The following is a 22,776-nucleotide window of genomic DNA, read 5'->3' as shown; positions in this document are numbered from 1 at the left end:
CCATGCAACTGACCCTCTGGACCTATGAAGGCCCACCCCATATCGGCGCGATGCGCATCGCCACCGCGATGCAGGGCGTGCACTACGTGCTGCACGCACCGCAAGGCGACACCTACGCCGATCTGCTGTTCACCATGATCGAACGGCGGGACCGCCGCCCACCGGTCACCTACACCACGTTCCAGGCGCGCGACCTCGGCTCCGATACCGCAACCCTGTTCAAAAACGCGGTACGTGACGCCTATGATCGTTTCAAACCCGAAGCAATGATCGTCGGCGCCTCCTGCACCGCCGAGCTGATCCAGGACGATCCGGGCGGCCTCGCCGCGGCACTCGGCCTGCCGATCCCGGTCATCCCGCTCGAACTCCCCGCCTATCAGCGCAAGGAAAACTGGGGTGCTGCCGAAACCTTCTATCATCTGGTCCGCGCCGCAACCAACGGCGTCGCGACACCGGATCGCACCGCCCGCCCGGTCGCGGTCAACATCCTCGGCCCGGCCGCACTCGGCTTTCGCCACCGCGACGATCTGATCGAAGTGACCGACCTGCTGGGCAAGCTCGGTGTCTCGATCAACGTGATCGCCCCGCTCGGCGCCCGCTTCGCCGATCTCGCGCGCATCCCGGCGGCCGATGCCAATATCGTGCTCTACCCGGAAATCGCCGGAACCGCGGCGGCCTATCTTGCCCGCAAATTCGGCCAGAAAACCATCACCACCGTACCGATCGGGCTGAACGCCACGCGCGACTTCGCGGCCGAAATCGCGGCCCTGACCGGCCGCGCCGTCCCGGATGATCTGGAAAGCCAGGCCCGCTCGTCCTGGTACGCCCGCTCGATCGACAGCACCTATCTCACCGGCAAGCGCGTCTTCATTTTTGGCGACGCCAGCCACGCCATCGCCCTCGCCCGCATCGCCGCCACCGAAATCGGCTTCACCATCGCAGGCCTCGGCACCTACAGCCGCGAGTTCGCCCGCGAGGTGAAAGCCGCCGCTGCGCTCTACAACGTCGAAGCCCTGATCAGCGACGATTACCTGACCGTCGAAGCCGCCATCGCCGCCGCCCAGCCCGAGCTCGTGCTCGGCACACAAATGGAACGCCACATCGCCAAACGCCTCGGCATTCCCTGCGCGGTGATTTCCGCCCCCACCCATGTGCAGGATTTCCCGGCCCGTCATTCGCCCTTCGCCGGCCTCGAAGGCGCCAACGTGCTGTTCGACACGCTGACCCACCCGCTGATGATGGGTCTCGAAGAGCATCTACTCGGCATGTTCCGCGACGATTTCGAATTCAACGACCAGGCTGCCCCCTCGCATCTCGGCGCCGAAGCCGCCGCACCGGTCGCAACCGCGCCCATCCTCACCGGCTGGGAACCTTCCGCCGAAGCCGAACTCAAGAAAATCCCGTTCTTCGTGCGCGGCAAGGCGCGGAAGAACACCGAAATCTTTGCCGCCGAGCATGGCGTGACCCTCATCACGATTGAAACAATCTACGATGCAAAAGCCCATTTCTCCCGCTGACCAGGCGACGCCGATCCGCGTCGCCATCGTCACGATGGACAGCCATCTCGATGGCGTGATCGAGGCCGGCCGCAAATCCCTGACCCGCGAATACCCCGGCCTGTCGATCGAACTGCACACCGCCGACCACTGGGCGTCCAACAAAACCGCGCTCTCCGCCTGCACCGATGCGATCGCCCGCGCCGATATCGTGATCGCGACCATGCTGTTCCTCGATGATCACATCAAACTGGTCCAACCCGCCCTCGCCGCGCGCCGCGACTCCTGCGATGCGATGCTGTGCGCCTTGTCCGCCGCCGAGGTGGTCAACCTGACCCGTCTCGGCCGGCTCGACATGAGCAAGGAGGGCAGCGCCGCCCTCAAATTCCTGAAAAACCTGCGCCCGAAGCGCAAGGATGCCTCGGCCGCCGAATCCCAGATGCGCACCCTGCGCCGCCTGCCGAAAATGCTGAAACTCATCCCCGGTGCGGCACAGGATCTGCGGAGCTATTTCCTCGCCCTTTCGTACTGGCTGGCCGGCTCGTCGGAGAATATCGAAAGCCTGATGCGGATGCTGATCCGCCGCTACGCAACCGGCCCGCGCGGCGCGCTGAAAAGCAAGCTCGCCGTGCCCGCGCCGCGCGAATACACCGAAGTCGGCGTCTATCACCCCCGCATGAACGGCCGCATCGGCACCGACCGTACCGAGGTGCCGCACTGCACCCGCGCACGCGGCACGGTCGGGCTGGTGCTGCTGCGCAGCCTGCTGATCTCGGGCGATTGCGCCCATTACGACGGCGTGATCTCCGCGATCGAGGCGACCGGCTATCAGGTCCTGCCCGTGTTCGCCGCCGGGCTCGACGCCCGCCCGGCGATGGACCGATATTTCGTCAAGGATGGCATCCCCACCGTCGATGCCGTGATCTCACTGACCGGATTTTCATTGGTCGGCGGCCCCGCCTACAACGATTCCAAATCGGCCGAAGCAGCGCTCGCAGCCCTCGACGTGCCCTATGTCTCGGCCCACGCCCTCGAATTCCAGCCGATCTCCGCCTGGGAAGCCGACCCGCGCGGCCTGACGCCGATCGAGGCGACCATGATGGTCGCCCTGCCCGAACTCGATGGCGGCATCGTGCCGATGACCTTCGGCGGCCGCGTCGGCGGCACCGGCGAGAACGCCCGCGCCATGTCGGTCCATATCGAGCGCGCGGCGATGCTGGCCAACCGCGTCGGCCGGCTGATCCGCCTGCGCAAGGCGGCCCGCGCCGATCGCCGCATCGGCCTCGTCATCTTCAACTTCCCGCCCAACGCCGGCGCCACCGGTACCGCGGCCTATCTCTCGGTGTTCCAGTCGCTGTTCAACACGCTCACCGCCCTGCGCGACGCCGGCTACACCGTCGACCTGCCGTCCGATGTCGAGGCCCTGCGCGCCATGATCTGCGTCGGCAACGCGCCCCAGTACGGCGCGCCCGCCAATGTCGCGGTGAAAATCTCCCGCGACGATCACGTCCGCCGCGAGCCGCATCTCGCCGAGATCGAGACAATGTGGGGCCCCGCACCGGGCCGGCAGAATACCGATGGCGCATCGATCTTCGTGATCGGCGCGCAATTCGGCAACGTCTTCGTCGGCGTCCAGCCAGCCTTCGGGTTCGAGGGCGACCCGATGCGCCTGCTGTTCGAAGGCGGCTTTGCCCCCACCCATGCGTTCAGCGCCTTCTACCGCTGGCTGCGGGAGGATTTCGCGGCCCACGCCGTGCTGCATTTCGGCACCCACGGCGCGCTCGAATTCATGCCCGGCAAACACGCAGGCATGACCGGCAAATGCTGGCCGGACCGGCTGATCGGCGATCTGCCGAATTTCTATCTCTATGCCTCGAACAACCCGTCCGAGGGCATGCTCGCCAAGCGCCGCGCCAACGCGACCCTGATCAGCCACCTCACCCCGCCGGTCACCCAGGCCGGGCTCTATCGCGGCCTGGCCGATCTCAAGGCCAGCATCCTGCAATGGCGCAGCCTGCCGCCGGATGCGCCGGCATCCGAACGGCTCGACCTCGAAGCGCTGATCCAGGCGGATGCCGCCAAGCTCGATCTCGCCCAAGCCGAACCCGCCTGGGGCGATACGGCCGAGCCCGCCATCGCGCAACTCGGCATCGCCCTGCTTGATCTGGAGTATTCGCTCATCCCGATGGGTCTGCACGTGGTCGGCAGCCCGCCGAACGCCGAACAGCGCACCGATCTGCTGAACGCGGCCAACATCACCGACCCCGCCGAGCGCAGCCGGCTCGATGCGCTGCTCGGCGCCGACAGCGAACTCCCCGCCATCATCGCCGCGCTCGATGGTCATTACATCCGCCCCGCGCCGGGCGGCGACATCCTGCGCAACACGGCCATCCTGCCGACCGGGCGCAACATCTACGGTTTCGATCCGTTCCGCATGCCGAGCCCCTACGCCGTCTCCGATGGCGCCCGCCAGGGCGCCCGGCTGATCGCCCGCCACCAGGCGGAATCCGGCGCGCTGCCGGAAACCGTCGCCCTGGTGCTCTGGGGTTCGGACAATCTGAAATCCGAAGGCGGCCCGATCGCCCAGGCGCTCTGGCTGATGGGCGCCCGGCCGCGCCGCGACTCCTACGGCCGCCTCGCCGGTGCCGAACTCATCCCGCTCGATGAACTCGGCCGCCCGCGCATCGATGTGGTCATCACCTTGTCCGGCATTTTCCGCGACCTGCTGCCGCTGCAGACCAAACTCCTCGCCGAGGCCGCCCTGCTCGCCGCCGAAATCAACGAACCGGCCGCGCAGAACTTCATCCGCAAGCACACGCAGGATTTCATCGCCCAGCACGGCGGCAGCATCGAGGACGCGGCGCTGCGGGTCTTCAGCAATGGCGACGGCACCTATGGCGCCAACGTCAACCAGCTGGTCGATTCCGGCGCCTGGCAGAACGAGGATGAACTCGGCAACGCCTTCGTCAAGCGCAAGGGCTTCGCCTACGGTGTCGCCGGCCGCGCCGAACGGCACGATGCGGTGTTCGGCGCCATCCTGAAAACCGTCGATGTCGCCTATCAGAATCTAGAATCGCTCGATCTCGGCGTCACCACGATCGATCATTATTTCGATGGGCTCGGCGGCATGAGCCGCGCGGTCAAGGCCGCCCGCGGCACCGATGCGGCCCTCTACATCGGCGATCAGACCACCGGCGAGGGTACTATCCGCACGCTGAGCGAACAGGTCTCGATCGAAACCCGCACCCGCATGCTGAACCCGAAATATTTCGAGGCGATGCTGAGCCATGGCTCGGAAGGCGTGCGCAACATCGAGGCTTCGGTCACCAACACGCTCGGCTGGTCCGCCACCACCGGCCAGGTCGAGCCGTGGATTTATCGTGAAATCAGCAACGTTTTCGTGCTCGACCCTGAAATGCGCGAGCGGCTTGCAAAACTCAACCCGATCGCCTCGGCCAGGATCGCCGGCCGCCTGCTCGAAGCACACGAGCGCAACTACTGGACACCCGATGACGCCACGCTCGAAGCGCTGCGCGCCGCCGGTGCCGAACTCGAAGACCGGCTCGAAGGGCTGGATATGGAGCGCGCAGCATGAACGACATCAGCACGATCAACAAACTTGCGAGCCGCATCCAGGGTTCGAGCTGCAGCACCTCCTGCGGCGATGGCGAGGGCAGCGTGCAGGTCGCTCTCGACCCGCAGGTGAAAATCACCGGCGCCAAGGTGTTTGCGGTCTATGGCAAGGGCGGCATCGGCAAAAGCACCACCTCGTCCAACCTGTCCGCCGCGTTCAGCAAACTCGGCAAGCGCGTACTCCAGATCGGCTGCGATCCCAAGCATGATTCCACCTTCACGCTCACCAAGCGCCTGGTCCCCACCGTGATCGACGCGCTCGAAGCGGTCGATTTCCACCCCGAAGATCTCCGCATCGAGGATTTCGTCTACGAGGGCTTCGGCGGCGTGCAGTGCGTCGAAGCCGGCGGGCCGCCCGCCGGCACCGGCTGCGGCGGCTATGTCGTCGGCCAGACCGTCAAACTCCTGAAAGAGCACCATCTGCTCGAAGATTCCGACGTGGTGATTTTCGACGTGCTGGGCGATGTCGTGTGCGGCGGCTTCGCCGCCCCCCTGCAGCATGCCGATCGCGCCCTGATCGTCACCGCCAACGATTTCGACAGCATCTTTGCCATGAACCGCATTGTCGCCGCGATCGCGGCGAAGGCGAAAAACTACAACGTCCGCCTCGGCGGCGTGATCGCCAACCGCTCGGCCGCGACCGACCAGCTCGATAAATACAACGCCGCCACCGGCCTCTCGACCCTGGCCCGCTTCGCCGATCTCGACGTCATCCGCCGCTCGCGCCTGAAAAAATCCGTGCTGTTCGAAATGGAAGACAGTCCCGAACTCGATGCGGTGCGCGCCGAATACATGGCGCTGGCCGAAACCCTCTGGGCCGGCGTCGAGCCGCTGACCGCCGTGCCGCTGAAGGACCGCGAGATCTTCGACCTGCTGGGATTCGAATGATGGCAGGCGAAACCTACCAACTCCGGCGTGGCGAGATCGAGACCTATTTCGATCGTACCGCCGCCGCCGCCTGGGCGCGCCTGACCTCGGATGCCCCGGTCAGCGGCATCCGTGCCAAGGTCCGCGCCGGGCGCGATGCGATGCGCGCCACCCTGCTCGGCTATCTGCCGCTCGACCTCACCGGCGCGCGCGTGCTCGATGCCGGCTGCGGCACCGGCGCGCTCGCCATCGAAGTCGCCCGCCGTGGCGCCGATGTCGTCGCGGTCGATCTCTCGCCCACTTTGGTCGACCTCGCGCGCGAACGCGCGGCGAGCGACCCCGCCGCCTCCCGCATCGATTTCCGTGCCGGTGACATGCTCGATGCCGCGCATGGCGATTTCGATTACATGGTCGCAATGGATTCCCTGATCCATTACCGGCGTGACGATGTAGTGACATCCCTCGCCCGCATCGCACCCCGCGTCCGCCACGGCATGATGTTCACCTTCGCCCCGGGCACGCCGCTGCTGATCACCGCCCGCGCGATCGGCCGCCTGTTCCCGCGCAGCGACCGCTCACCCGCGATCGAACCACAGCCCGAGCGCAAACTCCGCCGCGCCATCGCACAAAATCCGGCGCTCGCGGGGTTTTCGCCCCGCCGCACCACGCGGATTTCACGCAGCTTCTACATCTCCCAGGCGCTGGAGTTGTCCCGATGAAAAACCGCGCGATCGAACGCACCAAAACCAAAGGGCGTGCGATCGAACGCACCAAAACCAAAGGGCGTGCGATCGAACGCACGATGACCCCCTTCTGGATGAAGCTCGACACCAGCTGGCTCCCCTTCGCCGATGCCGCGACCCCCGAACTGCCGATGCGCCGCCTGCTGCGCCTGGCTTTGTTCCAGCTCACCGTCGGCATGTCGGCGGCGCTGATGATCGGCACGCTCAACCGGGTGATGATCGTCGAGCTGCACGTCTCGGCCGCCCTGGTCTCGTTCATGATCGCCCTGCCCCTGCTGCTCGCGCCGGTGCGCGCCCTGATCGGATTTCGTTCGGATGGCTATCGCTCGGTGTTCGGCTGGCGCCGGGTGCCGTTCATCTGGTTCGGCACCATGGCGCAGTTCGGCGGCCTCGCGGTAATGCCCTTCGCGCTGATCATCCTGAGCGGCCACGCGGTCGGCCTGCCGATCTGGGGCAAGATCGGCGGCGCGCTGTCGTTCCTGATGGTCGGTGCCGGCATGCACACCACCCAGACCGCCGGCCTTGCGCTTGCGACCGATCTTGCACCCGAGCACGCCCGTCCGCGCGTGGTCGCCATGCTCTGCGCCATGCTGCTCGCCGGCATGATCGGCGGCGCGCTGCTGTTCGGCTGGCTGCTCACCCCCTACAACCAGTTCCATATGATCCAGGTGATCCAGACCACCGCGCTGATCACCATCGTGCTCAACAGCATTGCTCTGTGGAAACAGGAACCCCGCCGCCGCTATGCGGATGACGAGGAATTGCCGGCCCGCCGCGCGGGGATGGAATCGCTCTCGGCCGCCTGGGCACTGTTCCGCGCCCAGCCGCTCGCCATGCGCCGCCTGGTCACCATCGGTCTCGGCACGCTCGCCTTCTCGATGCAGGATATTCTGCTCGAACCCTATGGCGGCCAGGTGCTGCATCTGCCGGTCGGTGAAACCACCGCCCTCACCGCGCTGCTCGCCGCCGGCGCCGGTGCCGCCGCCCTCGTCGCGCGCTGGCGCCTGACCCGCAACGGCGATCCCTACCGCATCGCCGCCGCCGGCACGCTGGTCGGCCTGCTCGCGTTCAGCTGCGTCATCTTCGCCGCCCCGCTGCATTCGGGCCTGATCTTCGGCGGCGGCGTCGGCCTGATCGGCTTCGGCGGCGGGCTGTTCCTGGTCGGCACCCTGTCCGATGCGATGAGCCGCGTCGTCGGCGATATGAGCGGGCTTGCCCTCGGCGCCTGGGGTGCGGTGCAGGTGCTCGCCTCGGGCATCGCCATCGCCATCGCCGGCACGCTGCGCGGCACCATCGCGACACTCGCCGCGCACGGCAGCTTCGGCCCCAGCTTCACCGGCCCGGCCGTCGGCTACGATGCGGTCTATCACGTCGAGATCTATCTCTTGTTCGCAACCCTGATCGCGATCGGGCCGCTGGTCCGCCGCTCCTCCACCGCAACCAACGCGCTGACGCAGCAGGACGCTGCGTTCGGCCTGAAATAACCACGAGGTCCGTCATGCAAACCGGTGCAATCACTCCCTATATCGACGTCGCCCAGCTGGTGCTCTACGCGTTCTGGATCTTTTTCTTCGGCCTCGTGTTCTACCTCCAGCGCGAGAGCAAGCGCGAAGGCTATCCGCTGGTCACCGGCCACAAGGGTGAACGCCTCGAAGGCTTCCCGCTTCTGCCGACCCCGAAGACCTTCATCCTGCCGGATGGCACGACCAAATCCGTGCCCTGGAACGAGCCGATCGAGGTGATCAACGCCCGCGCCAGCGCGCCGTGGGATGGCGCGCCGATCATCCCGCTCGGCAATCCGATGCTCGATGGCATTGGACCAGCCTCGTACACCCAGCGCTCCACCCACCCCGAGCTGATGCCCGAAGGCGAGGTTCGCATCGCCCCGCTCCGCGTCGCGACCGACCATTGGGTCGCCGCCGAAGACCCCGATCCGCGCGGCGCGCCGGTGATCTGCTGCGATGGCGTGATCGGCGGCACCGTCGTCGATATCTGGATCGACCGCGCCGATCAGATGCCGCTCTGGCTTGAAGCCAGCGTCGCATCCGACCCCGCGAGGCGCGTGATGTTCCCGATCGCGCTGTGCCGCGTGATCGCCAACAACAACCCGTTCGACAACGCCTGGGTCAGTTTCGGCAGCATCGTCAGCGGCAGCCGCGGCACCGCCGGCCTGCCCCGCTCGGCCAGCGGCGTCTCGGTGAAACTCGCCTCGGTCACCGCGGCGCAATTCGCCATCGCGCCGCCCATCGCGATGCCTGACATCATCACCCCGCGCGAGGAAGATCGGCTGATGGCCTATTTCGCCTCCGGCCACCTCTACGCGACGCCGCAGCGTTCGGAGCCGCTGCTGTGAGCGGGCGGACCCGCGGTCTGCCGCATGCGCTGCCGCAAGGCGAAACCTTGCTGTGGCAGGGCTCGCCCACCTTCCGCGCCCTGGCGTTGGGGGCGTTTCATGTCAGGGCCTGGGGCCTCTACGTCGCCGTCATGCTGGTCTGGGGCATCGTCAGCGCGCTGATCTCGCATCATTCGCTGCGCGTCGCGGAAGCCGCCGGGTTCTGGTCGCTGTTCCTCGGCCTGCTCGCGCTGGCCGTGGTGCTCGGCTTCGCGCTGCTGACCGCGCGCACCACGATTTACACGATCACCAGCAAGCGCGTCGTGATCCGCTACGGCGCGGCGATCCAGAAACACGTCAACCTGCCGTTCCGCGCCATCCAGGCGGTCGGGCTGCGCACCGCGCCCGATGGCACCGGCGACATCGTGATGACGCCGGAAGCCGATCGCAACCTGTCCTACCTGCTGCTCTGGCCGCATGTGCGCGCGGGCCGGCGCGGCCGGGTGGAACCCGTGCTGCGCGGCATCCCCGATGCCGCCGGCGCCGCCCGCGTGCTCGCCGCCGCGCTCGATCCCTCGCGCGCACCAGCCGCGATCCTGCCGATCGCAGCGCCCCCTGCGCGTGACACCCGCCAGGAGAGCGAGGCGATGAACGCGCTCGCCTCGCGCGGCCACGCGGCATGAGCGGCGCCGCACCCTTCCATGATGACGACGCGCCGCCGCATGTGCCGCGCTGGGCGGTGATCGCGGCGGGGTGCATCATGTTCGGCACCGTCGCCCTCGCCACGATCTCGCGCCTGACCACGCCAGACTACAGCCTGCCCGCCGCCACCGCGCCGATCATGGCGGTCCGTTTCATCCAGAACGAGGCACAGGCCCTGCTGGTGCAGAACGCCGCCAGCGGCCAGCCCATCACCACCATCGCCCCAAGCGCCGATGCCTTTCTGCGCACCACGCTGCGCACCATGATCGAGGCCCGCCTGGCCGATGGGTTCTCACGCACCGCCCCGTTCCTGCTGATCCCCGCCGCCCATCATGTCCTGATCCTCGATGATCCGACCACCGGCGAGCATATCGATCTGCAGGCGTTCGGCCCCAGCAATTCCGGCCAGTTCAAGGCCCTGATGCCTCACCACGGAGACCGCTCATGATCGGCACCAAGCAACGCATCGATCTGCGCTGCCAGATCGACTTCGAACAAACACCGCAAAGCCTGCACGCGCACGCCATTCCGCAGGATATCGAAATCTGGCCCGGTGATGAAATCCTGCTGCATGATGCGCCCGAGATGGTCGGTTTCGGTGAACGCCTGACCGGCGAATGCACCGCGACACTGCTCCGCGCCGGCCGCCTCGAACGGGCGTGGATGCAATTCCGCTCGCTGTTCGAAATCGGCGAGCTTTACGAAGTCGGCTTCCAGCCGCTCGAAGATTTCAACATCGCGCCGACCCATACCGGAGTCTGAGATCATGAACGCCATGACCAGCACGCTTGCCGCGCCCGCCGCCCGCAGCGCGCCGAACGCCCAGACCGAAGCCGCACAGAACAGCACCATGCTGAGCCCGCGGTTCTACACCACCGATTTCGCCGCGCTCGACCGGATCGACGTGGAGCCCATCCGCGATCAGTGGGAAACCCTGATGGCCGAGTTGAAGGCCGACCCGAACAAGGGTCATTTCGCCCGCACCGATGAATTCAAGGTTGATATCTCCGGCATGTCCGAAGGGCTCCGCCGCGAATTCCTCGATTTCCTGGTCAGCTCGGTCACCGCCGAATTCTCCGGCTGCGTGCTCTATGCCGAAATCAAGAAACGCTGCGGCAACGAAGATCTCCGCCGCCTGTTCGGCTACATGAGCCGCGATGAAGCCCGCCACGCCGGCTTCATCAACGAGGCGCTGCGCGACCTGAACACCCGCGTCGATCTCGGGTTCCTGACCCGGGCGAAAAAATATCATTTCTTCAAGCCGAAATTCATCTTCTATGCGACCTATCTGTCGGAAAAGATCGGCTACGCCCGCTACATCACCATATACCGCCAGCTCGAAGCCCATCCCGAGCTGCGCATCCACCCGATCTTCAAATGGTTCCGCGAATGGTGCAACGACGAGTTCCGCCACGGCGAGGCTTTCGCCCTGCTGATGCGCGCCAACCCGTGGATGCTGACCGGCATGAACAGGCTCTGGGTGCGGTTTTTCCAGCTCGCCGTGTTTGCCACCATGTATGTGCGCGACCACGCGCGGCCCAATTTCCACGCGGCGCTCGGGCTCGATCCCACCGCATACGACATGCAGGTGTTCCGCATCACCAGCAAAATCGCCCAGCAGGTGTTCCCGATCACGCTCGACATCGAAAACCCCGCCTTTCTCGCGGGACTCGAACGGCTGCGGAAAATCGACGTCGCGAACCAGGCGATCCGCGATGTGCCGGGCATCGGTGCGAAACTCAAACGGGCGAGCCACGCCGTTCGCGCCGCCGCCAGCTTCGCGCGGCTCTATCTCATGCGCCCCAAGGCCCAGGCATTGCCGGCCGACGTGCGTCTGCAACCCACCTGGTAAGCCTGAGGTTTCCATGAGCAATTACATCATCCCCGGCCTGTTCGCCCTGTTCGTCTGGTGGTTCAGCACCGGCGCGATCATTTTTCTCGATGGTCTGCCCCGGCCCACGTTCAAATGGAGCATGCTGGGTGCCACGACGGTCTTTGCGATCTGTGTCATCGGGCTGGTGAAGGTCAGCAGCGAACAGACCGTCGCCGCCGCGTACTGGGCGTTCGGCTTCGGCCTGTTCGCCTGGGGCTGGCAGGAAATCAGCTTCTACATGGGCTTCGTCACCGGCCCGCGTACCGCCTCCTGCCCGGAAAACTGCAAGGGCTGGAAACATTTCGGCCACGCGATCCAGACCAGCCTGTGGCATGAACTCGCCATCATCGGCTCGGCGGCCATCATCGTCGCGTCCACCTGGGGCCAGCCGAACCAGATCGGCGTCTGGACCTTCATGGTCCTGTGGTGGATGCATCAGAGCGCGAAGCTCAACGTCTTCCTGGGCGTGCGCAACCTGAACGAAGAGTTCCTGCCGGAACATCTGAACTTTCTGAAGAGCTTCCTCAAGCGCAAGCCGATGAACCTGCTGTTCCCATTCTCGATCACGATCTCGACCGTGATCGGCACCATCATGTTCGAACACGCCGGCCGCGCCACCACGGGCTTCGCCCGCGCCGGCGACACCTTCATCGGCGTGATGATGGCGCTTGCCATCCTCGAACACTGGTTCCTCGTCCTGCCGCTGCCGGCCGGCAAACTCTGGAAATGGGGGCTGAAATCCCGTAAACCCGCCCATGCCTTCGACGTGGAAATCGTCGCCGGCTTTCTCGGTGCCGGCAAGACCACCTTCATGCGCCGCCGGCTCGACATGCTCAGCAACATCCCGGTCGAAACCCGCGAAAAGACCGTTGTCCTGGTCAATGATTTCAGCACCGTCGGCATCGATGGCTCGCTGCTGCGCGGCCAGGGTGCGGATGTCGTCGAACTGCCGAACGGCTGCATCTGCTGTACCCTGAAAAACGACCTCGCGAGCCAGCTCGAAGAGGTCGTGGGCAAATTCGCGCCCGACCGCGTGCTGATCGAACCCTCCGGCGTCGCCGATCTCGCCTCGCTGATCGGCGTGCTGGAACGGCCTGCCATCGCCCCGTTCAAGCGCAGCCTGTCGGTCATCACCATGATCGACGCCAGCGCCTTCCTCGGCGATTTCGCTGAAATGCAGGGGCATTTCACCGCCCAGGCCAGGCTCGCCTCGCTGCTGATCGTCAACAAGACCGATCTGGTCAGCGCCGCCGAACGTGACCTGGTCGAGGAAACCCTGCAGCGGCTGAACCCGGATGTGCGGATCATCACCGCCCGCTACGGCTCGGTGCCGGCCGACGTGTTCGCGGCGACCACCAAACCCCGCAAAGACCCCACCGCCGCGGATGACGAACGCGCCACCACCCCCGCGCCTGCCGTGCGGCATGTGCAGGAATACGAAGTCAGACCGGCCCTGGCCCCGATGCCGGCCCCGCAGCCCGCCGCCCGCGCGCCCCATGTGCACGACGACGACCATGCGCACGATCACGCTGGCTGCACCGATACCGGCTGCGACCACCCCGACCATCACCACGATCACGATCACGACCACGCCCACCAGGACGCGCTCGGCTTCAGCTCCTGGGCCGGTACGCTCGATACGATCTGCGACGCCGATGCGCTGCGCCACGTGCTCGATGCCGCCGCCGCCGGCAGTTTCGGCAGCATTGCCCGGCTGAAGGGCCTTGCCCGCATCGGCCGCGGCTGGGTTCAGTTCGACATCGCCGGCCACCGCGCCAGCATGGGTGCCTTCGCCGCCCCGGCCGATGAGGAACCCCGCGTCATCGCGATCGGCCGTAACCTCGACGAAGCCGGCCTCGCCGCCGCCTTCGCCGGCTGCTCCATGCGCCTTGCGGCCGAATAAGCCATCGATCTGGGAGATCATCCGAATGAACTACGAAACTTTCTTCACCGCCGGGCTCGATCAACTCCGCAAGGAAGGCCGCTACCGCGTGTTCGCCGATATCGAACGCCACGCCGGTAATTTCCCCCACGCCACCCAGTACGGCGAAGGCGGTGAGCGCCCCGTTACCGTCTGGTGCTCGAACGACTACCTCGGCATGGGCCAGCACCCCACCGTGCTCAGCGCGATGCACGCCGCCCTCGATCGCTGCGGCGCCGGTGCCGGCGGGACCCGCAACATCGCCGGCACCAACCACTACCATACCGTGCTCGAACATGAACTCGCCGATCTGCACGGCAAGGATGCCGCCCTGCTGTTCAACTCGGGCTATATGTCGAACTGGGCCTCGCTCTGCACACTCGCCCATAAACTACCCAACTGTGTTGTTCTGTCCGATGCGCTCAACCACGCCTCGATGATCGAAGGCATCCGCCACAGCCGCGCCCAATGCGAGGTGTTCGCCCATAACGACCCCGCCGACCTCGCCCGCAAGCTCGCCGCCATCGATCCCGCCCGACCCAAACTGATCGCCTTCGAATCGGTCTACTCGATGGACGGTGACGTCGCGCCGATCGCCGATATCTGCGATGTCGCCGACCAGTACGGCGCGATGACCTATCTCGATGAAGTCCACGCGGTCGGCCTGTACGGCCCGCGCGGCGGCGGCATCTCCGAACGCGACAACATCGCCCACCGCCTCACCGTGATCGAAGGCACGCTCGCCAAAGGCTTCGGCGTCATCGGCGGCTATATCACGGGCTCGACCGCGCTGTGCGACTTCGTCCGCAGCTACGCCTCCGGCTTCATCTTCACCACCGCCCTGCCACCCATGGTCGCCGCCGGCGCGCTCGCCAGCATCCGCCACCTCAAGTCCAGCACCGCCGAACGCGACCGCATGCACGACCGCGTCGCCCGCCTGCGCGCCAAACTCACCCGCGCCGGACTGCCCCACCTCGAAAACCCCAGCCATATCGTCCCCGTCATGGTCGGTGACCCGGTCCAGTGCAAAACCATCAGCGATACCCTGCTCGATCGCTTCGGCATTTACGTCCAGCCCATCAACTACCCGACCGTCCCCCGCGGCACCGAACGCCTGCGCCTCACCCCCTCACCCCTGCACACCGACGCCGATATCGACCACCTGGTCGACGCCCTGGCGACCATCTGGCACGAAATGTCGATCCAGTTGGCGGCTTGATGAGTGGCGCTGGGAATAGGGAAGGCCAGGGGCTCTGCCCCTGGACCCCGTTAAAGGCGGAGCCTTTAAAATCCATTAGTTTTAGGCAAGGGGAGGGCGACACAGGCCAGATCGACGGAAAGTCCGAGGCAGCGCCCTCCCCTTGCCTAAAACTAGCGGGTTCTAAGGGCTAAGCCCTTAGTGGGGGTCGAGGGGGCAAAGCCCCCCGCCTTCCTTACCCCCAGCCTCACCCACCATGCCGCACAACCGGCCACGACATTACGTGGCCGGCGGGGACGATGGGCACCAACGTGGCGATGATGGCATCGACGGTGTCGGTGTCGGTGCAGAATTCGATGGCGAGGGGCAGGTCGACGTCGAAGTGCAGCATGTCGGCGGCGTGGATGATGCCTTTGGCGGAGAGTCCGGCGATGCCGCGCAGGACGGAGGCACCGGTGATGCCTTGGGATTGCAGGGATTTGAGGATGTCATCCATCAGGGATTTGCGTTTGCCGTGATCGGATTCGTGGATGGCGATGCGGATCATGGTGGCTGGCTGGGTCATGGTTGAGCTTCCTTACAGGTTGCGGGCGGCGTAGGCGCCGAGGAACACGCCGGCGAAGCCGAGTCCGACCGAGAGTGCGACGTACAAGGCGGCTTTCAGTGCTTCGCCATTTTCGACCAGCAGCAGGGTTTCGAGTTCGAAGGTCGAGAAGGTGGTATAGCCGCCGAGGAAGCCGGTGAGCACGCCGGTCCGGATTGCGGGTCCGAGGTCGAAGCGTTCGAGGGTTGCGAAGAACAGGAAGCCGATCAGCAGGGAGCCGAGCAGGTTGATGCTGAGCACGGCGAACGGAAAATCGCGTCCCAGGGTGTTCTGCACGGCGATGGTCTGGCCGTAGCGGGCCCAGCAGCCGAGCGTGCCGAAGACGGCGATGGCGAGGAGTGTTTTCATATGTGTCCTTTCGTGATGGCAACCACAGATGCACGCGCGCCGCCCGGTTGGGGGCGGTGTGGCGGGTGTTGGGTCTGCGGTGGATTTGCGGGCACGGCCTGATCCTTCCGAACGACGGATTTGCAAGGAACAGGAGTCATCAGCCCCGCGGGCGGTTATATGGCGAACTCCATCGCCAAAGGCAGATTGTTGGCTCAAGCAAATTTTGTCAAACCAAAAAGTTTTGGCTTCTTTTTTACAAAAAGGAAGCGCTTCCCTGTCCGCCGCCGCCCCTGCCAAACACGTCTGGATTCCACCGATGCCCCATGACCCGATCCCAGTGCTCCGCCAACCGCCGCTCTCGCTGCAGGAACTACGCACCCGGCGCCGGGCGTCGCGCGGCGGGCTTACGCCCGCGCCGGTGCCGATCAAGCGGTTCGACAATCTGGCGGTCTGGATCACCAGCCGGGTTGGCACGATGGGGTTTTTTCTGGTCATTTTCACCTGGACGGTCACCTGGCTGGGCTGGAACGTGCTGGCGCCGAAGCCGTTGCAGTTCGACCCGCCGATGGCTTTCGTGTTCTGGCTGTTCATTTCCAACGTCATTCAGATTCTGCTGATGCCGTTGATCATGGTGGGTCAGAACATTCAGGGCCGCCAGGCGGAATTGCGGGCGGAGCACGATCTCGACATCAATGTCCGTGCCGAGGCGGAAATCGAGGTCATTCTGACCCATCTGGAATATCAGAACGCGCTGCTGATCGCGATGCTGCGCAAGCTCGACATCAATCTCGACGAGGTCCTGGCCAATACCGCGCCGGACGCCTGCGCTAGCGGCGCGCCCGCAGAAACCGGCTGAAGGCGCGCAGCGAGATATCCGACACGTGATGCTCGATGCCCTCGGCATCCGCCTCGGCGGTGTCCGGGGGCACGCCGATCGCTTCGAGCACCTGCACGACCAGCCGGTGGCGCGTGCGCACCCGTTCGGCCAGTGCGAGGCCGGCCTCGGTCAGGAACACGCCGCGATAGGGTTTTGCGGTGGCCAGCCCTTCGCGCTTCAAGCGGTTGATGCTTTTTGCCGCGGTCGGGTGCGAGACGCCGAGGCGCCGTGCGATGTCGATCGGCCGTGCCTCGCCGGTGGCGGCCAGGAGATCGGCGATCAATTCCACGTAGTCTTCGAGCAGGGCGGTCGATTGCGCGGTCCGCGCCCGGCCGAACCGCTCAGCCTGGGTCGGCTCGGCGGGCAGGCCGTCGTCGCGATGCGGGCCGGCGGTCATGATGTCTCCGAAGGCATCTGTCACCCATAGCCGCGCCGGCGGCAAACGCCAATTTTTGGCTATTTGATCCGCTTGGGCAACCACAAGGCCGCGAGGCCCAGCACGGGCAGGAAGGCGCAGATGCGGTAGACGGTGGTGATGCTGGTCCAATCCGCCACCACGCCGAGCCCTGCGGCCCCGAGACCGGCGACCCCGAAGGCGAGGCCGAAAAACAGGCCGGAGACGGCGCCGACGCGCCCGGGCATCAGATCGTTGGCAAACACCACGATCGCCGAGAAGGCCGATGACAGGACCAGGCCGATCACCACGCTGAGCGCCACCGTCGCGGTCAGGCCGACATAGGGCAGCACGAGGGTAAAGGGCAGGACGCCGAGGATCGAGCCGATGATCACCGCGCGCCGCCCGATGCGATCGCCGATCGGCCCGCCGATCATGGTGCCGGCCGCCGCCGCCGCGAGGAACACGAACAGATCGATCTGCGCCTGCTGGACGGTGATGTGGAACCGGTGGATCAGATAGAAAATGTAGTAGGAATTGATGCTGGCGAGATAGACGAATTTCGACATCATCAGCACGCCGAGCAGCACCAGCGGCACCACGACGCTGACCGGCTTGACGCCGGCGACCACGGCGGTGCGGACCCGGGGCCTCGCGTGGCCGCTGGCGCGGAACCAGACGCCGACCGCGGTCAGGATCGCCATGCCGAGCAGCGCGGCGAGCGAAAACCACGCCATGCTTGCGCGCCCGCGCGGCAGGATGAAAAACGCGGCCAGCAACGGGCCGAGCGACTGGCCGAAATTGCCGCCCACCTGAAAGATCGACTGGGCAAACCCGTGCGCGCCGCCGGATGCGACGCGCGCGATCCGCGAGGATTCGGGGTGGAAAATCGAGGAGCCGACCCCGAGCAGGGCCGCGGCGCCGAGCAATTCGGGATAGGTGCGGGCAAAGGCGAGGCCGACCAGACCGGTCAGGGTGAAGCCCATGCCGACCGGGAGGGAAAACGGCTGGGGCCGGGCATCGGTATAGAGGCCGATCATGGGCTGGAGGATCGACGCCGTGACCTGATAGACCAGCGTGATCAGGCCGATCTGCGCGAAATTCAGGTGAAATCCGCCTTTCAGCAGCGGATAGATCGCGGGTAGCAGGACCTGCATCATGTCGTTCAGCATGTGACAGATGCTGATCGCGATCAGGACCGCAAAGCTCGTCCGCGCCACCGTGGAGCGCCGCGTTTCAACCACCATGCTCACGAAAGACTGCCCCCGGCCCAGACGATGATGCGCAGTATTGCGGTAATCGGACAGCAATTACGCCAAATCGGGCGGCGGCGCACCTTTGTTCTCCGCAACGAAGCCATGCTAACCAGCTGGCATGAACGCTTCGACCCCGCATGTCCGCTTCGCACCCTCGCCCACCGGCTATCTCCACGCCGGCAATGCACGGCAGGCGATCGTCAATTATCTGTTCGCCCGGGCGCGGGGTGGGCGGTTCACGCTGCGGATCGATGATACCGATGCCGAACGCTCGCGGCCGGTCTATGAGGCCGCGATCGAGCAGGATCTCGCCTGGCTCGGCGTGACGTGGGATGACAAATTCAACCAATCCGCCCGGCTCGACCGCTATGCCGCGGTGGCCGAGACGCTGAAACGCGCGGGCCGGCTGTATCCGTGCTTTGAATCGGAAGAGGAGCTTGCGGCCAAGCGCGCGCTGCGCGCCAAGCGCAAACTGCCGCCGATCTATGATCGGGCCATGCTGTCGCTGACGCCGGAGCAGCGCGCCGCCGCCGAGGCGAACGGCAAGACGCCGTACTGGCGGTTCAAACTTTCGGACGGGGCTGCAATCTGGGACGATCTGGTGCTTGGCGAGCGGACCATCCGGTTCAATACGCTGTCCGACCCCGTGCTGATCCGCGCCGATGGCACGCCGCTTTATACCTTCACCTCGGTCGTCGATGATCTCGATACCGGCATCACGCATGTGATCCGCGGGGAGGACCATACGACCAATACCGCGGTGCAGATGGATCTATGGCGGGCGCTGGCGCCCGGAAAACCGCTGCCGGCGTTTGCGCATCTGCCGCTGATCTCGGATATCGCAGGGGATAAACTCTCGAAACGCTCGGGCAGTGTTTCGTTGCGGACGTTCCGGCGCGATGGGATCGAACCCATGGCGCTGGCGGCCTATCTGGCGCGGCTGGGCTCGCGGCGGGACCCGGAGCCGCTGACGCTGGCCGAACTCGCCCCGAGCTTCAATCTCGAGGCGTTCTCGCGCGGCGCGCCGCGGTTCGATGCGAAGCAGTTGCTCAGCCTCAACCGCCGCATCCTGCACAATGTTGCGTTCGATTTCGTGGCCGACCGGCTGCCCGAGGGGGCGAGCCCGGCGTTCTGGCAGGCGATTCGCGGCAATATCGATCTGCTTTCCGAGGCCCGGCACTGGTGGGAGATTACCCACGGGCCGATCGACCCGCCGGAGATTCCCGAAGCAAGGTCGATCCTGCAGGCCGCACTGGGCAGCCTGCCCGAGGCGCCCTGGGATGAGACGACGTGGAAATCCTGGACCACGATGATCGCCGCTGCGACCGATACGCGCGGCAAGGCGTTGTTCATGCCGCTGCGGCTCGCGCTGACCGGCGAACCGCACGGGCCCGATCTGGCGGCGTTGCTGCCTCTTATCCCGCGCGCGCTGGTGATCGAACGGCTGGAACGCGCGGCGCGGTGAACGAGGCGGTCGGGCCGGGCGGAACGGTCGGACGATCGCTGGTCGCAGTGGATATGGGCACGGTTCGATCCGAAATCGAACAGGGTCAGATCGACGGTGGCCCGCGTTAATCATCGGGTAACGTCTCGCTTGTAATGGTATCGGCAAGCGGCTGTTTAGCGTCCCGCCGCCCAAATCGAGCTGGCACTGCGCTTACCGGCGCGTGCAAACGCTGAATTAAGGCGTGCTGGACGAGGGGACGGCTGAAAGGACTGATGTGGTGGGAATTTCTGCCCTGTTCGGGACCGGCGGCAGGACGATGGGGGCAAATCCGCCGGTATCATCCGTCGGAACCGCCGTCCGTCACCGGATGAGCGCACGCTGGGCTGCGTTTCGGGCTCTGATGGCTTTGCCCTATGACGATCCGGATCTGGCGCACGCCCAACTGACGGTTCTGGCGCGACAGATCCCGATGCTGTTCATCATTCTGACGACCAATGCCCTGGCGCTGGCGGCTACGCATATCGACACGGCACCGCCGTTCCTTACCATTGTGATGCCGGCGCTGTTCTGTCTGCTCTGTGCCCATCGTGTCAGGTTCTGGCATCGGTTTTCGCTGACATCGGTCGACGGGGCCGGCGCGTTGCGGTTTCTGAGGACGATTACGCGTGTGGTTGCGATCCTGGGGCTGGTGTTCACCGGCTGGTCGCTCGCGCTCTACCCGTATGGCGATTCCTACGCCCACTGCCATGTCGCCTTCTATATGTCGATTACCGTGGTCAGCTGCATTCTCTGCCTGACGCAGCACCGCAGCGCGGCCTTGCTGCTCACGTTTCTCGTGCTGATTCCGTTCACGATTTTTTTCCTGATCACCGAGAATCTCGTGCTGATCGCCATGGTTGGCAATGTTGCTATCGTCACCTGGGGTTTGATCATTATCATGCTCCGCAACAACCGGAGTTTCGCCAAGCTGGTGGTCGCGCAGCGCAACGCGCAGCGATTGTCGAATGAAAACCTGCGGCTGGCCCAGCAGGATGGGTTGACCGGTCTGCCCAACCGCCGGCGGTTCATGGCGGAGCTCGACGATACTCTGGCAGCCGCCCAGCAGTCCGGCGCGTGTTTTGCTGTTGGCATGATCGATCTGGACCGGTTCAAGGCGGTCAATGACAGTTACGGCCATGGCGCCGGCGATCGGCTGCTGGAACAGATCGGCGCGCGGCTGGCGACCATCGCCGGGGCGGATCGGTTCATTGCCCGGCTCGGTGGCGATGAATTCGGTGCGATTTTAAAAGACACCGCCAGCGAGGCTGCCATTCTGGCGTTCGGAGCCCGGCTGCAGGCGTTGCTCGACGCGCCGTTCGCGCTCAACGACACGGCGCTGGCCACCATTGGCTGTTCGATCGGGGTTGCGACCTTTCCGCAGACGGGTCAGACGGCGGAGGATTTGTTCGAACGGGCCGATTACGCGCTGTATGACGGCAAGCAGCATCGCAAGGGCGAAATCGTGCTGTTTTCGCAGGCGCTGGAGACCGAAATCCGCACATCGAGCCAGATCGAACAGGCGCTGCGCAACGCGGATCTTGAACGCGAGCTATGGCTTGCGTTTCAACCGATCGTCGATGCGACGACCAACGCGGTGCCCGGCTTTGAGTCGCTGGCACGGTGGCAGAGCCCGGAGCTTGGGGCGGTCTCGCCTGGGGTGTTCATTCCGATTGCCGAACATGCCCAGTTGATCAACCACATCACGCTTGTGCTGTTCGGCAAATATCTCGATGCCGTGCGTCTGCTACCGGCCCATACGATTGTGAGTTTCAATCTCTCGGCCCATAATCTGAGTTCGCGCGCCACGATGGCAAAAATCCAGGAGATGCTGCGCGGCTCGGGCGTCAGCCCGTCACGCGTCTCGTTCGAAATCACCGAAACGGCGCTGCTGCGTGATTTCGACCTTGCGGCGGAGACGATCGAGACCTTGCACGCCATGGGGGCGAGCATCGCGCTCGATGATTTCGGTGCGGGGTTTTCGAGCCTTGGTTATGTGCATCGCCTGAAACTGGATAAGATCAAGATCGACCGCAGTTTCGTCAGCAATATCGAAAACAGTGAAACGGCGCCGAAAATCATTCGCTCGCTGATCGATCTGTGCCGCAATCTCGAAGTCGTCTGCGTCGTGGAGGGGGTTGAAACGCCGGCGCAGTTGGCGCTGCTGCTCAGCCTCGGCGCCAAACTCATCCAGGGCTATCTGTTTGCAAAACCGATGCGGCTCGAAGCCGTCACGGCCTGGTATGAAAGCCGCAACCGGTTGGCATTGCCGCTCTATCCCGATCGGCTGTGCGGGTGATGTGAGGCCGGGGAAGGCGACAGGATTTCCGGTATTTTGTTACGATATCGTAATGATATGGGCGTGCGAAGATGCTGGGTTCAGGCGGGTTGAATTTTGAAATGGGGGGTTGGGGTTTGGGTGTCGGGTGGGGTGGGGTCTGACGTGCCGAAGAGGATGTGGCGGCGGGAGTCTGGTGGTGGGGATGTGGTGACGGGGGGTTGTGCGGGCAGGTCGATGCCCATGGCGTGGTAGAGCGGGGCGAGGATGCGGATGAGGCGGGGGTTGGCTTCGAGGAGGCCGGCGAATTCGGGGTCGGTGAGGATGGTTTGCAGGGCGAAGCGGGTGAAGCCGGTTTCGGGGATGAGGCGGTAGAGCCAGGCTTCGCGGCACGGCAGGGTGAGGCGTTTGCGGCGGGCGCGGGGTGGCTCAGTGGGTTGGGCTTCGGGGTTGGGTTCGGGGGTTGGTTTGGCGGCTGGTTTGGCGCGCGGTTGGATGGGGCCGCGGGCGAGGGCGGCGAGGAAGCGGGTGGTGAGGTTTTGCAGGCGGGTCCAGATCCGGTTGACCATGGGGATGGGGACGTAGCCGGCGGGTCCGTGTTCGGCCACGGCGTCGCACAGCGCGTTCATCATGACGATGAAGCAGCGGATGACGAAGGGGGGATTGGTTGGAGTTGCGCGCACGCAAGCATGATAGGCGGCAGGCCGGGGGGTGAGAAAGCGTTTTGTTAGGATTTTTGTTAGTTTCAATCGTTTTGTCGTGACAAGGCGCACGGGGTTTTTTGCAACT

21 protein-coding genes and 1 riboswitch are annotated in these 22,776 nt (G+C 65.2%); of the genes, 16 read left to right on the top strand and 5 right to left on the bottom strand.

Features of this window, described 5'->3' with window-relative positions; all coding sequences use genetic code 11:
* The first annotated feature begins 2 nt into the window (after positions 1-2).
* The 12 genes from bchB to hemA are packed head-to-tail and all read left to right on the top strand — an operon-like array spanning position 3 to position 14,786.
* Positions 3-1,517 carry a ferredoxin:protochlorophyllide reductase (ATP-dependent) subunit B gene (gene bchB, locus AruPA_RS07150; RefSeq protein ID WP_265635964.1) on the top strand — a complete coding sequence of 505 codons (1,515 nt, stop codon included), beginning with the start codon at positions 3-5 and terminating at the stop codon, positions 1,515-1,517.
* Entirely contained in the window at positions 1,492-5,091 is a 3,600-nt protein-coding gene (locus AruPA_RS07145; RefSeq protein WP_265635963.1) for a magnesium chelatase subunit H, read from the top strand. Before bchB ends, AruPA_RS07145 begins: the two co-directional genes overlap by 26 nt.
* Positions 5,088-6,017 (top strand): ferredoxin:protochlorophyllide reductase (ATP-dependent) iron-sulfur ATP-binding protein, encoded by a 930-nt coding sequence (bchL, locus tag AruPA_RS07140; protein WP_265635962.1) that lies wholly within the window; start codon positions 5,088-5,090, stop codon positions 6,015-6,017. The genes AruPA_RS07145 and bchL overlap by 4 nt, the downstream gene beginning before the upstream one ends.
* Entirely contained in the window at positions 6,017-6,715 is a 699-nt protein-coding gene (bchM, locus tag AruPA_RS07135; protein WP_265635961.1) for a magnesium protoporphyrin IX methyltransferase, read from the top strand. Before bchL ends, bchM begins: the two co-directional genes overlap by 1 nt.
* A complete protein-coding gene (locus AruPA_RS07130) occupies positions 6,712-8,223 on the top strand; it encodes a BCD family MFS transporter (protein WP_265635960.1) in 1,512 nt (503 codons plus the stop codon). Before bchM ends, AruPA_RS07130 begins: the two co-directional genes overlap by 4 nt.
* A gap of 14 nt (positions 8,224-8,237) precedes the next feature.
* The gene (puhA, locus tag AruPA_RS07125; protein ID WP_265635959.1) at positions 8,238-9,092 is read left to right on the top strand and encodes a photosynthetic reaction center subunit H; all 855 of its coding nucleotides are present in this window, start codon (positions 8,238-8,240) and stop codon (positions 9,090-9,092) included.
* The gene (gene puhB, locus AruPA_RS07120; RefSeq protein WP_265635958.1) at positions 9,089-9,754 is read left to right on the top strand and encodes a photosynthetic complex putative assembly protein PuhB; all 666 of its coding nucleotides are present in this window, start codon (positions 9,089-9,091) and stop codon (positions 9,752-9,754) included. The genes puhA and puhB overlap by 4 nt, the downstream gene beginning before the upstream one ends.
* A complete protein-coding gene (gene puhC, locus AruPA_RS07115) occupies positions 9,751-10,221 on the top strand; it encodes a photosynthetic complex assembly protein PuhC (RefSeq protein ID WP_265635957.1) in 471 nt (156 codons plus the stop codon). Before puhB ends, puhC begins: the two co-directional genes overlap by 4 nt.
* Positions 10,218-10,535 (top strand): hypothetical protein, encoded by a 318-nt coding sequence (locus AruPA_RS07110; RefSeq protein WP_265635956.1) that lies wholly within the window; start codon positions 10,218-10,220, stop codon positions 10,533-10,535. Before puhC ends, AruPA_RS07110 begins: the two co-directional genes overlap by 4 nt.
* Before the next feature lie 4 nt (positions 10,536-10,539).
* Positions 10,540-11,625, top strand: coding sequence for a magnesium-protoporphyrin IX monomethyl ester (oxidative) cyclase (acsF, locus tag AruPA_RS07105; protein WP_265635955.1), 1,086 nt, complete (start codon positions 10,540-10,542; stop codon positions 11,623-11,625).
* A gap of 13 nt (positions 11,626-11,638) precedes the next feature.
* A complete protein-coding gene (gene puhE / locus AruPA_RS07100) occupies positions 11,639-13,549 on the top strand; it encodes a putative photosynthetic complex assembly protein PuhE (RefSeq protein WP_265635954.1) in 1,911 nt (636 codons plus the stop codon).
* 25 nt (positions 13,550-13,574) lie between these two features.
* Positions 13,575-14,786 carry a 5-aminolevulinate synthase gene (hemA, locus tag AruPA_RS07095; RefSeq protein ID WP_265635953.1) on the top strand — a complete coding sequence of 404 codons (1,212 nt, stop codon included), beginning with the start codon at positions 13,575-13,577 and terminating at the stop codon, positions 14,784-14,786.
* 226 nt (positions 14,787-15,012) lie between these two features.
* Here hemA and AruPA_RS07090 read toward each other — a convergent pair whose 3' ends face one another.
* Together AruPA_RS07090 and crcB are read right to left on the bottom strand one after the other, a co-directional pair.
* A complete protein-coding gene (locus tag AruPA_RS07090) occupies positions 15,013-15,330 on the bottom strand; it encodes a DUF190 domain-containing protein (protein ID WP_265635952.1) in 318 nt (105 codons plus the stop codon).
* A gap of 12 nt (positions 15,331-15,342) precedes the next feature.
* Positions 15,343-15,717, bottom strand: a complete 375-nt coding sequence (gene crcB, locus AruPA_RS07085; RefSeq protein ID WP_265635951.1) for a fluoride efflux transporter CrcB — start codon at positions 15,715-15,717, stop codon at positions 15,343-15,345.
* Between the two features lie 123 nt (positions 15,718-15,840).
* A riboswitch (Fluoride riboswitch) is annotated at positions 15,841-15,903 on the bottom strand.
* Between crcB and AruPA_RS07080 the strand changes: the two genes are divergently transcribed.
* Both AruPA_RS07080 and AruPA_RS07075 read left to right on the top strand, forming a co-directional pair.
* The gene (locus AruPA_RS07080; RefSeq protein ID WP_265635950.1) at positions 15,877-16,026 is read left to right on the top strand and encodes a hypothetical protein; all 150 of its coding nucleotides are present in this window, start codon (positions 15,877-15,879) and stop codon (positions 16,024-16,026) included. Its footprint overlaps the riboswitch before it by 27 nt.
* Positions 16,016-16,555 (top strand): DUF1003 domain-containing protein, encoded by a 540-nt coding sequence (locus AruPA_RS07075; RefSeq protein ID WP_265635949.1) that lies wholly within the window; start codon positions 16,016-16,018, stop codon positions 16,553-16,555. The genes AruPA_RS07080 and AruPA_RS07075 overlap by 11 nt, the downstream gene beginning before the upstream one ends.
* On the opposite strand, the gene mntR is transcribed toward AruPA_RS07075, so the two are convergent.
* Complete coding sequence (gene mntR / locus AruPA_RS07070; protein ID WP_265635948.1) at positions 16,527-16,973, bottom strand: manganese-binding transcriptional regulator MntR; 447 nt, start codon at positions 16,971-16,973, stop codon at positions 16,527-16,529. The genes AruPA_RS07075 and mntR overlap by 29 nt on opposite strands.
* A gap of 59 nt (positions 16,974-17,032) precedes the next feature.
* Entirely contained in the window at positions 17,033-18,223 is a 1,191-nt protein-coding gene (locus tag AruPA_RS07065; protein WP_408858580.1) for an MFS transporter, read from the bottom strand.
* A 121-nt stretch (positions 18,224-18,344) separates the two neighbouring features.
* Between AruPA_RS07065 and gltX the strand changes: the two genes are divergently transcribed.
* Together gltX and AruPA_RS07055 are read left to right on the top strand one after the other, a co-directional pair.
* On the top strand, positions 18,345-19,691 hold the full coding sequence (gene gltX, locus AruPA_RS07060) for a glutamate--tRNA ligase (protein ID WP_265635946.1): 1,347 nt from the start codon (positions 18,345-18,347) through the stop codon (positions 19,689-19,691).
* Positions 19,692-20,040: 349 nt separating this feature from the next.
* Positions 20,041-22,008: a bifunctional diguanylate cyclase/phosphodiesterase gene (locus tag AruPA_RS07055; RefSeq protein ID WP_265635945.1), complete on the top strand. Its 1,968-nt coding sequence runs from the start codon at positions 20,041-20,043 to the stop codon at positions 22,006-22,008.
* A gap of 80 nt (positions 22,009-22,088) precedes the next feature.
* On the opposite strand, the gene AruPA_RS07050 is transcribed toward AruPA_RS07055, so the two are convergent.
* Positions 22,089-22,670, bottom strand: coding sequence for a hypothetical protein (locus tag AruPA_RS07050; protein WP_265635944.1), 582 nt, complete (start codon positions 22,668-22,670; stop codon positions 22,089-22,091).
* Positions 22,671-22,776 lie beyond the last annotated feature (106 nt).

The organism is Acidiphilium sp. PA, from assembly GCF_026191915.1.
Lineage (GTDB): Bacteria > Pseudomonadota > Alphaproteobacteria > Acetobacterales > Acetobacteraceae > Acidiphilium.
The sequence above is the reverse complement of the archived record's forward strand: the minus strand, read 5'-3'. Positions and strand labels throughout refer to the sequence as shown.

Bases quoted from the DNA above. Each gene is read 5' to 3' on its own strand.
- AruPA_RS07055 (WP_265635945.1), top strand. From the start codon at position 20,041: ATGAGCGCACGCTGGGCTGCGTTTCGGGCTCTGATGGCTTTGCCCTAT.
- bchB (WP_265635964.1), top strand. From the start codon at position 3: ATGCAACTGACCCTCTGGACCTATGAAGGCCCACCCCATATCGGCGCG.
- AruPA_RS07080 (WP_265635950.1), top strand. From the start codon at position 15,877: ATGGCGAACTCCATCGCCAAAGGCAGATTGTTGGCTCAAGCAAATTTT.
- AruPA_RS07110 (WP_265635956.1), top strand. From the start codon at position 10,218: ATGATCGGCACCAAGCAACGCATCGATCTGCGCTGCCAGATCGACTTC.
- crcB (WP_265635951.1), bottom strand. From the start codon at position 15,717: ATGAAAACACTCCTCGCCATCGCCGTCTTCGGCACGCTCGGCTGCTGG.
- bchL (WP_265635962.1), top strand. From the start codon at position 5,088: ATGAACGACATCAGCACGATCAACAAACTTGCGAGCCGCATCCAGGGT.
- AruPA_RS07090 (WP_265635952.1), bottom strand. From the start codon at position 15,330: ATGACCCAGCCAGCCACCATGATCCGCATCGCCATCCACGAATCCGAT.
- AruPA_RS07075 (WP_265635949.1), top strand. From the start codon at position 16,016: ATGCCCCATGACCCGATCCCAGTGCTCCGCCAACCGCCGCTCTCGCTG.
- puhA (WP_265635959.1), top strand. From the start codon at position 8,238: ATGCAAACCGGTGCAATCACTCCCTATATCGACGTCGCCCAGCTGGTG.
- puhC (WP_265635957.1), top strand. From the start codon at position 9,751: ATGAGCGGCGCCGCACCCTTCCATGATGACGACGCGCCGCCGCATGTG.
- puhE (WP_265635954.1), top strand. From the start codon at position 11,639: ATGAGCAATTACATCATCCCCGGCCTGTTCGCCCTGTTCGTCTGGTGG.
- acsF (WP_265635955.1), top strand. From the start codon at position 10,540: ATGAACGCCATGACCAGCACGCTTGCCGCGCCCGCCGCCCGCAGCGCG.
- hemA (WP_265635953.1), top strand. From the start codon at position 13,575: ATGAACTACGAAACTTTCTTCACCGCCGGGCTCGATCAACTCCGCAAG.
- bchM (WP_265635961.1), top strand. From the start codon at position 6,017: ATGGCAGGCGAAACCTACCAACTCCGGCGTGGCGAGATCGAGACCTAT.
- AruPA_RS07145 (WP_265635963.1), top strand. From the start codon at position 1,492: ATGCAAAAGCCCATTTCTCCCGCTGACCAGGCGACGCCGATCCGCGTC.
- AruPA_RS07130 (WP_265635960.1), top strand. From the start codon at position 6,712: ATGAAAAACCGCGCGATCGAACGCACCAAAACCAAAGGGCGTGCGATC.
- gltX (WP_265635946.1), top strand. From the start codon at position 18,345: ATGAACGCTTCGACCCCGCATGTCCGCTTCGCACCCTCGCCCACCGGC.
- mntR (WP_265635948.1), bottom strand. From the start codon at position 16,973: ATGACCGCCGGCCCGCATCGCGACGACGGCCTGCCCGCCGAGCCGACC.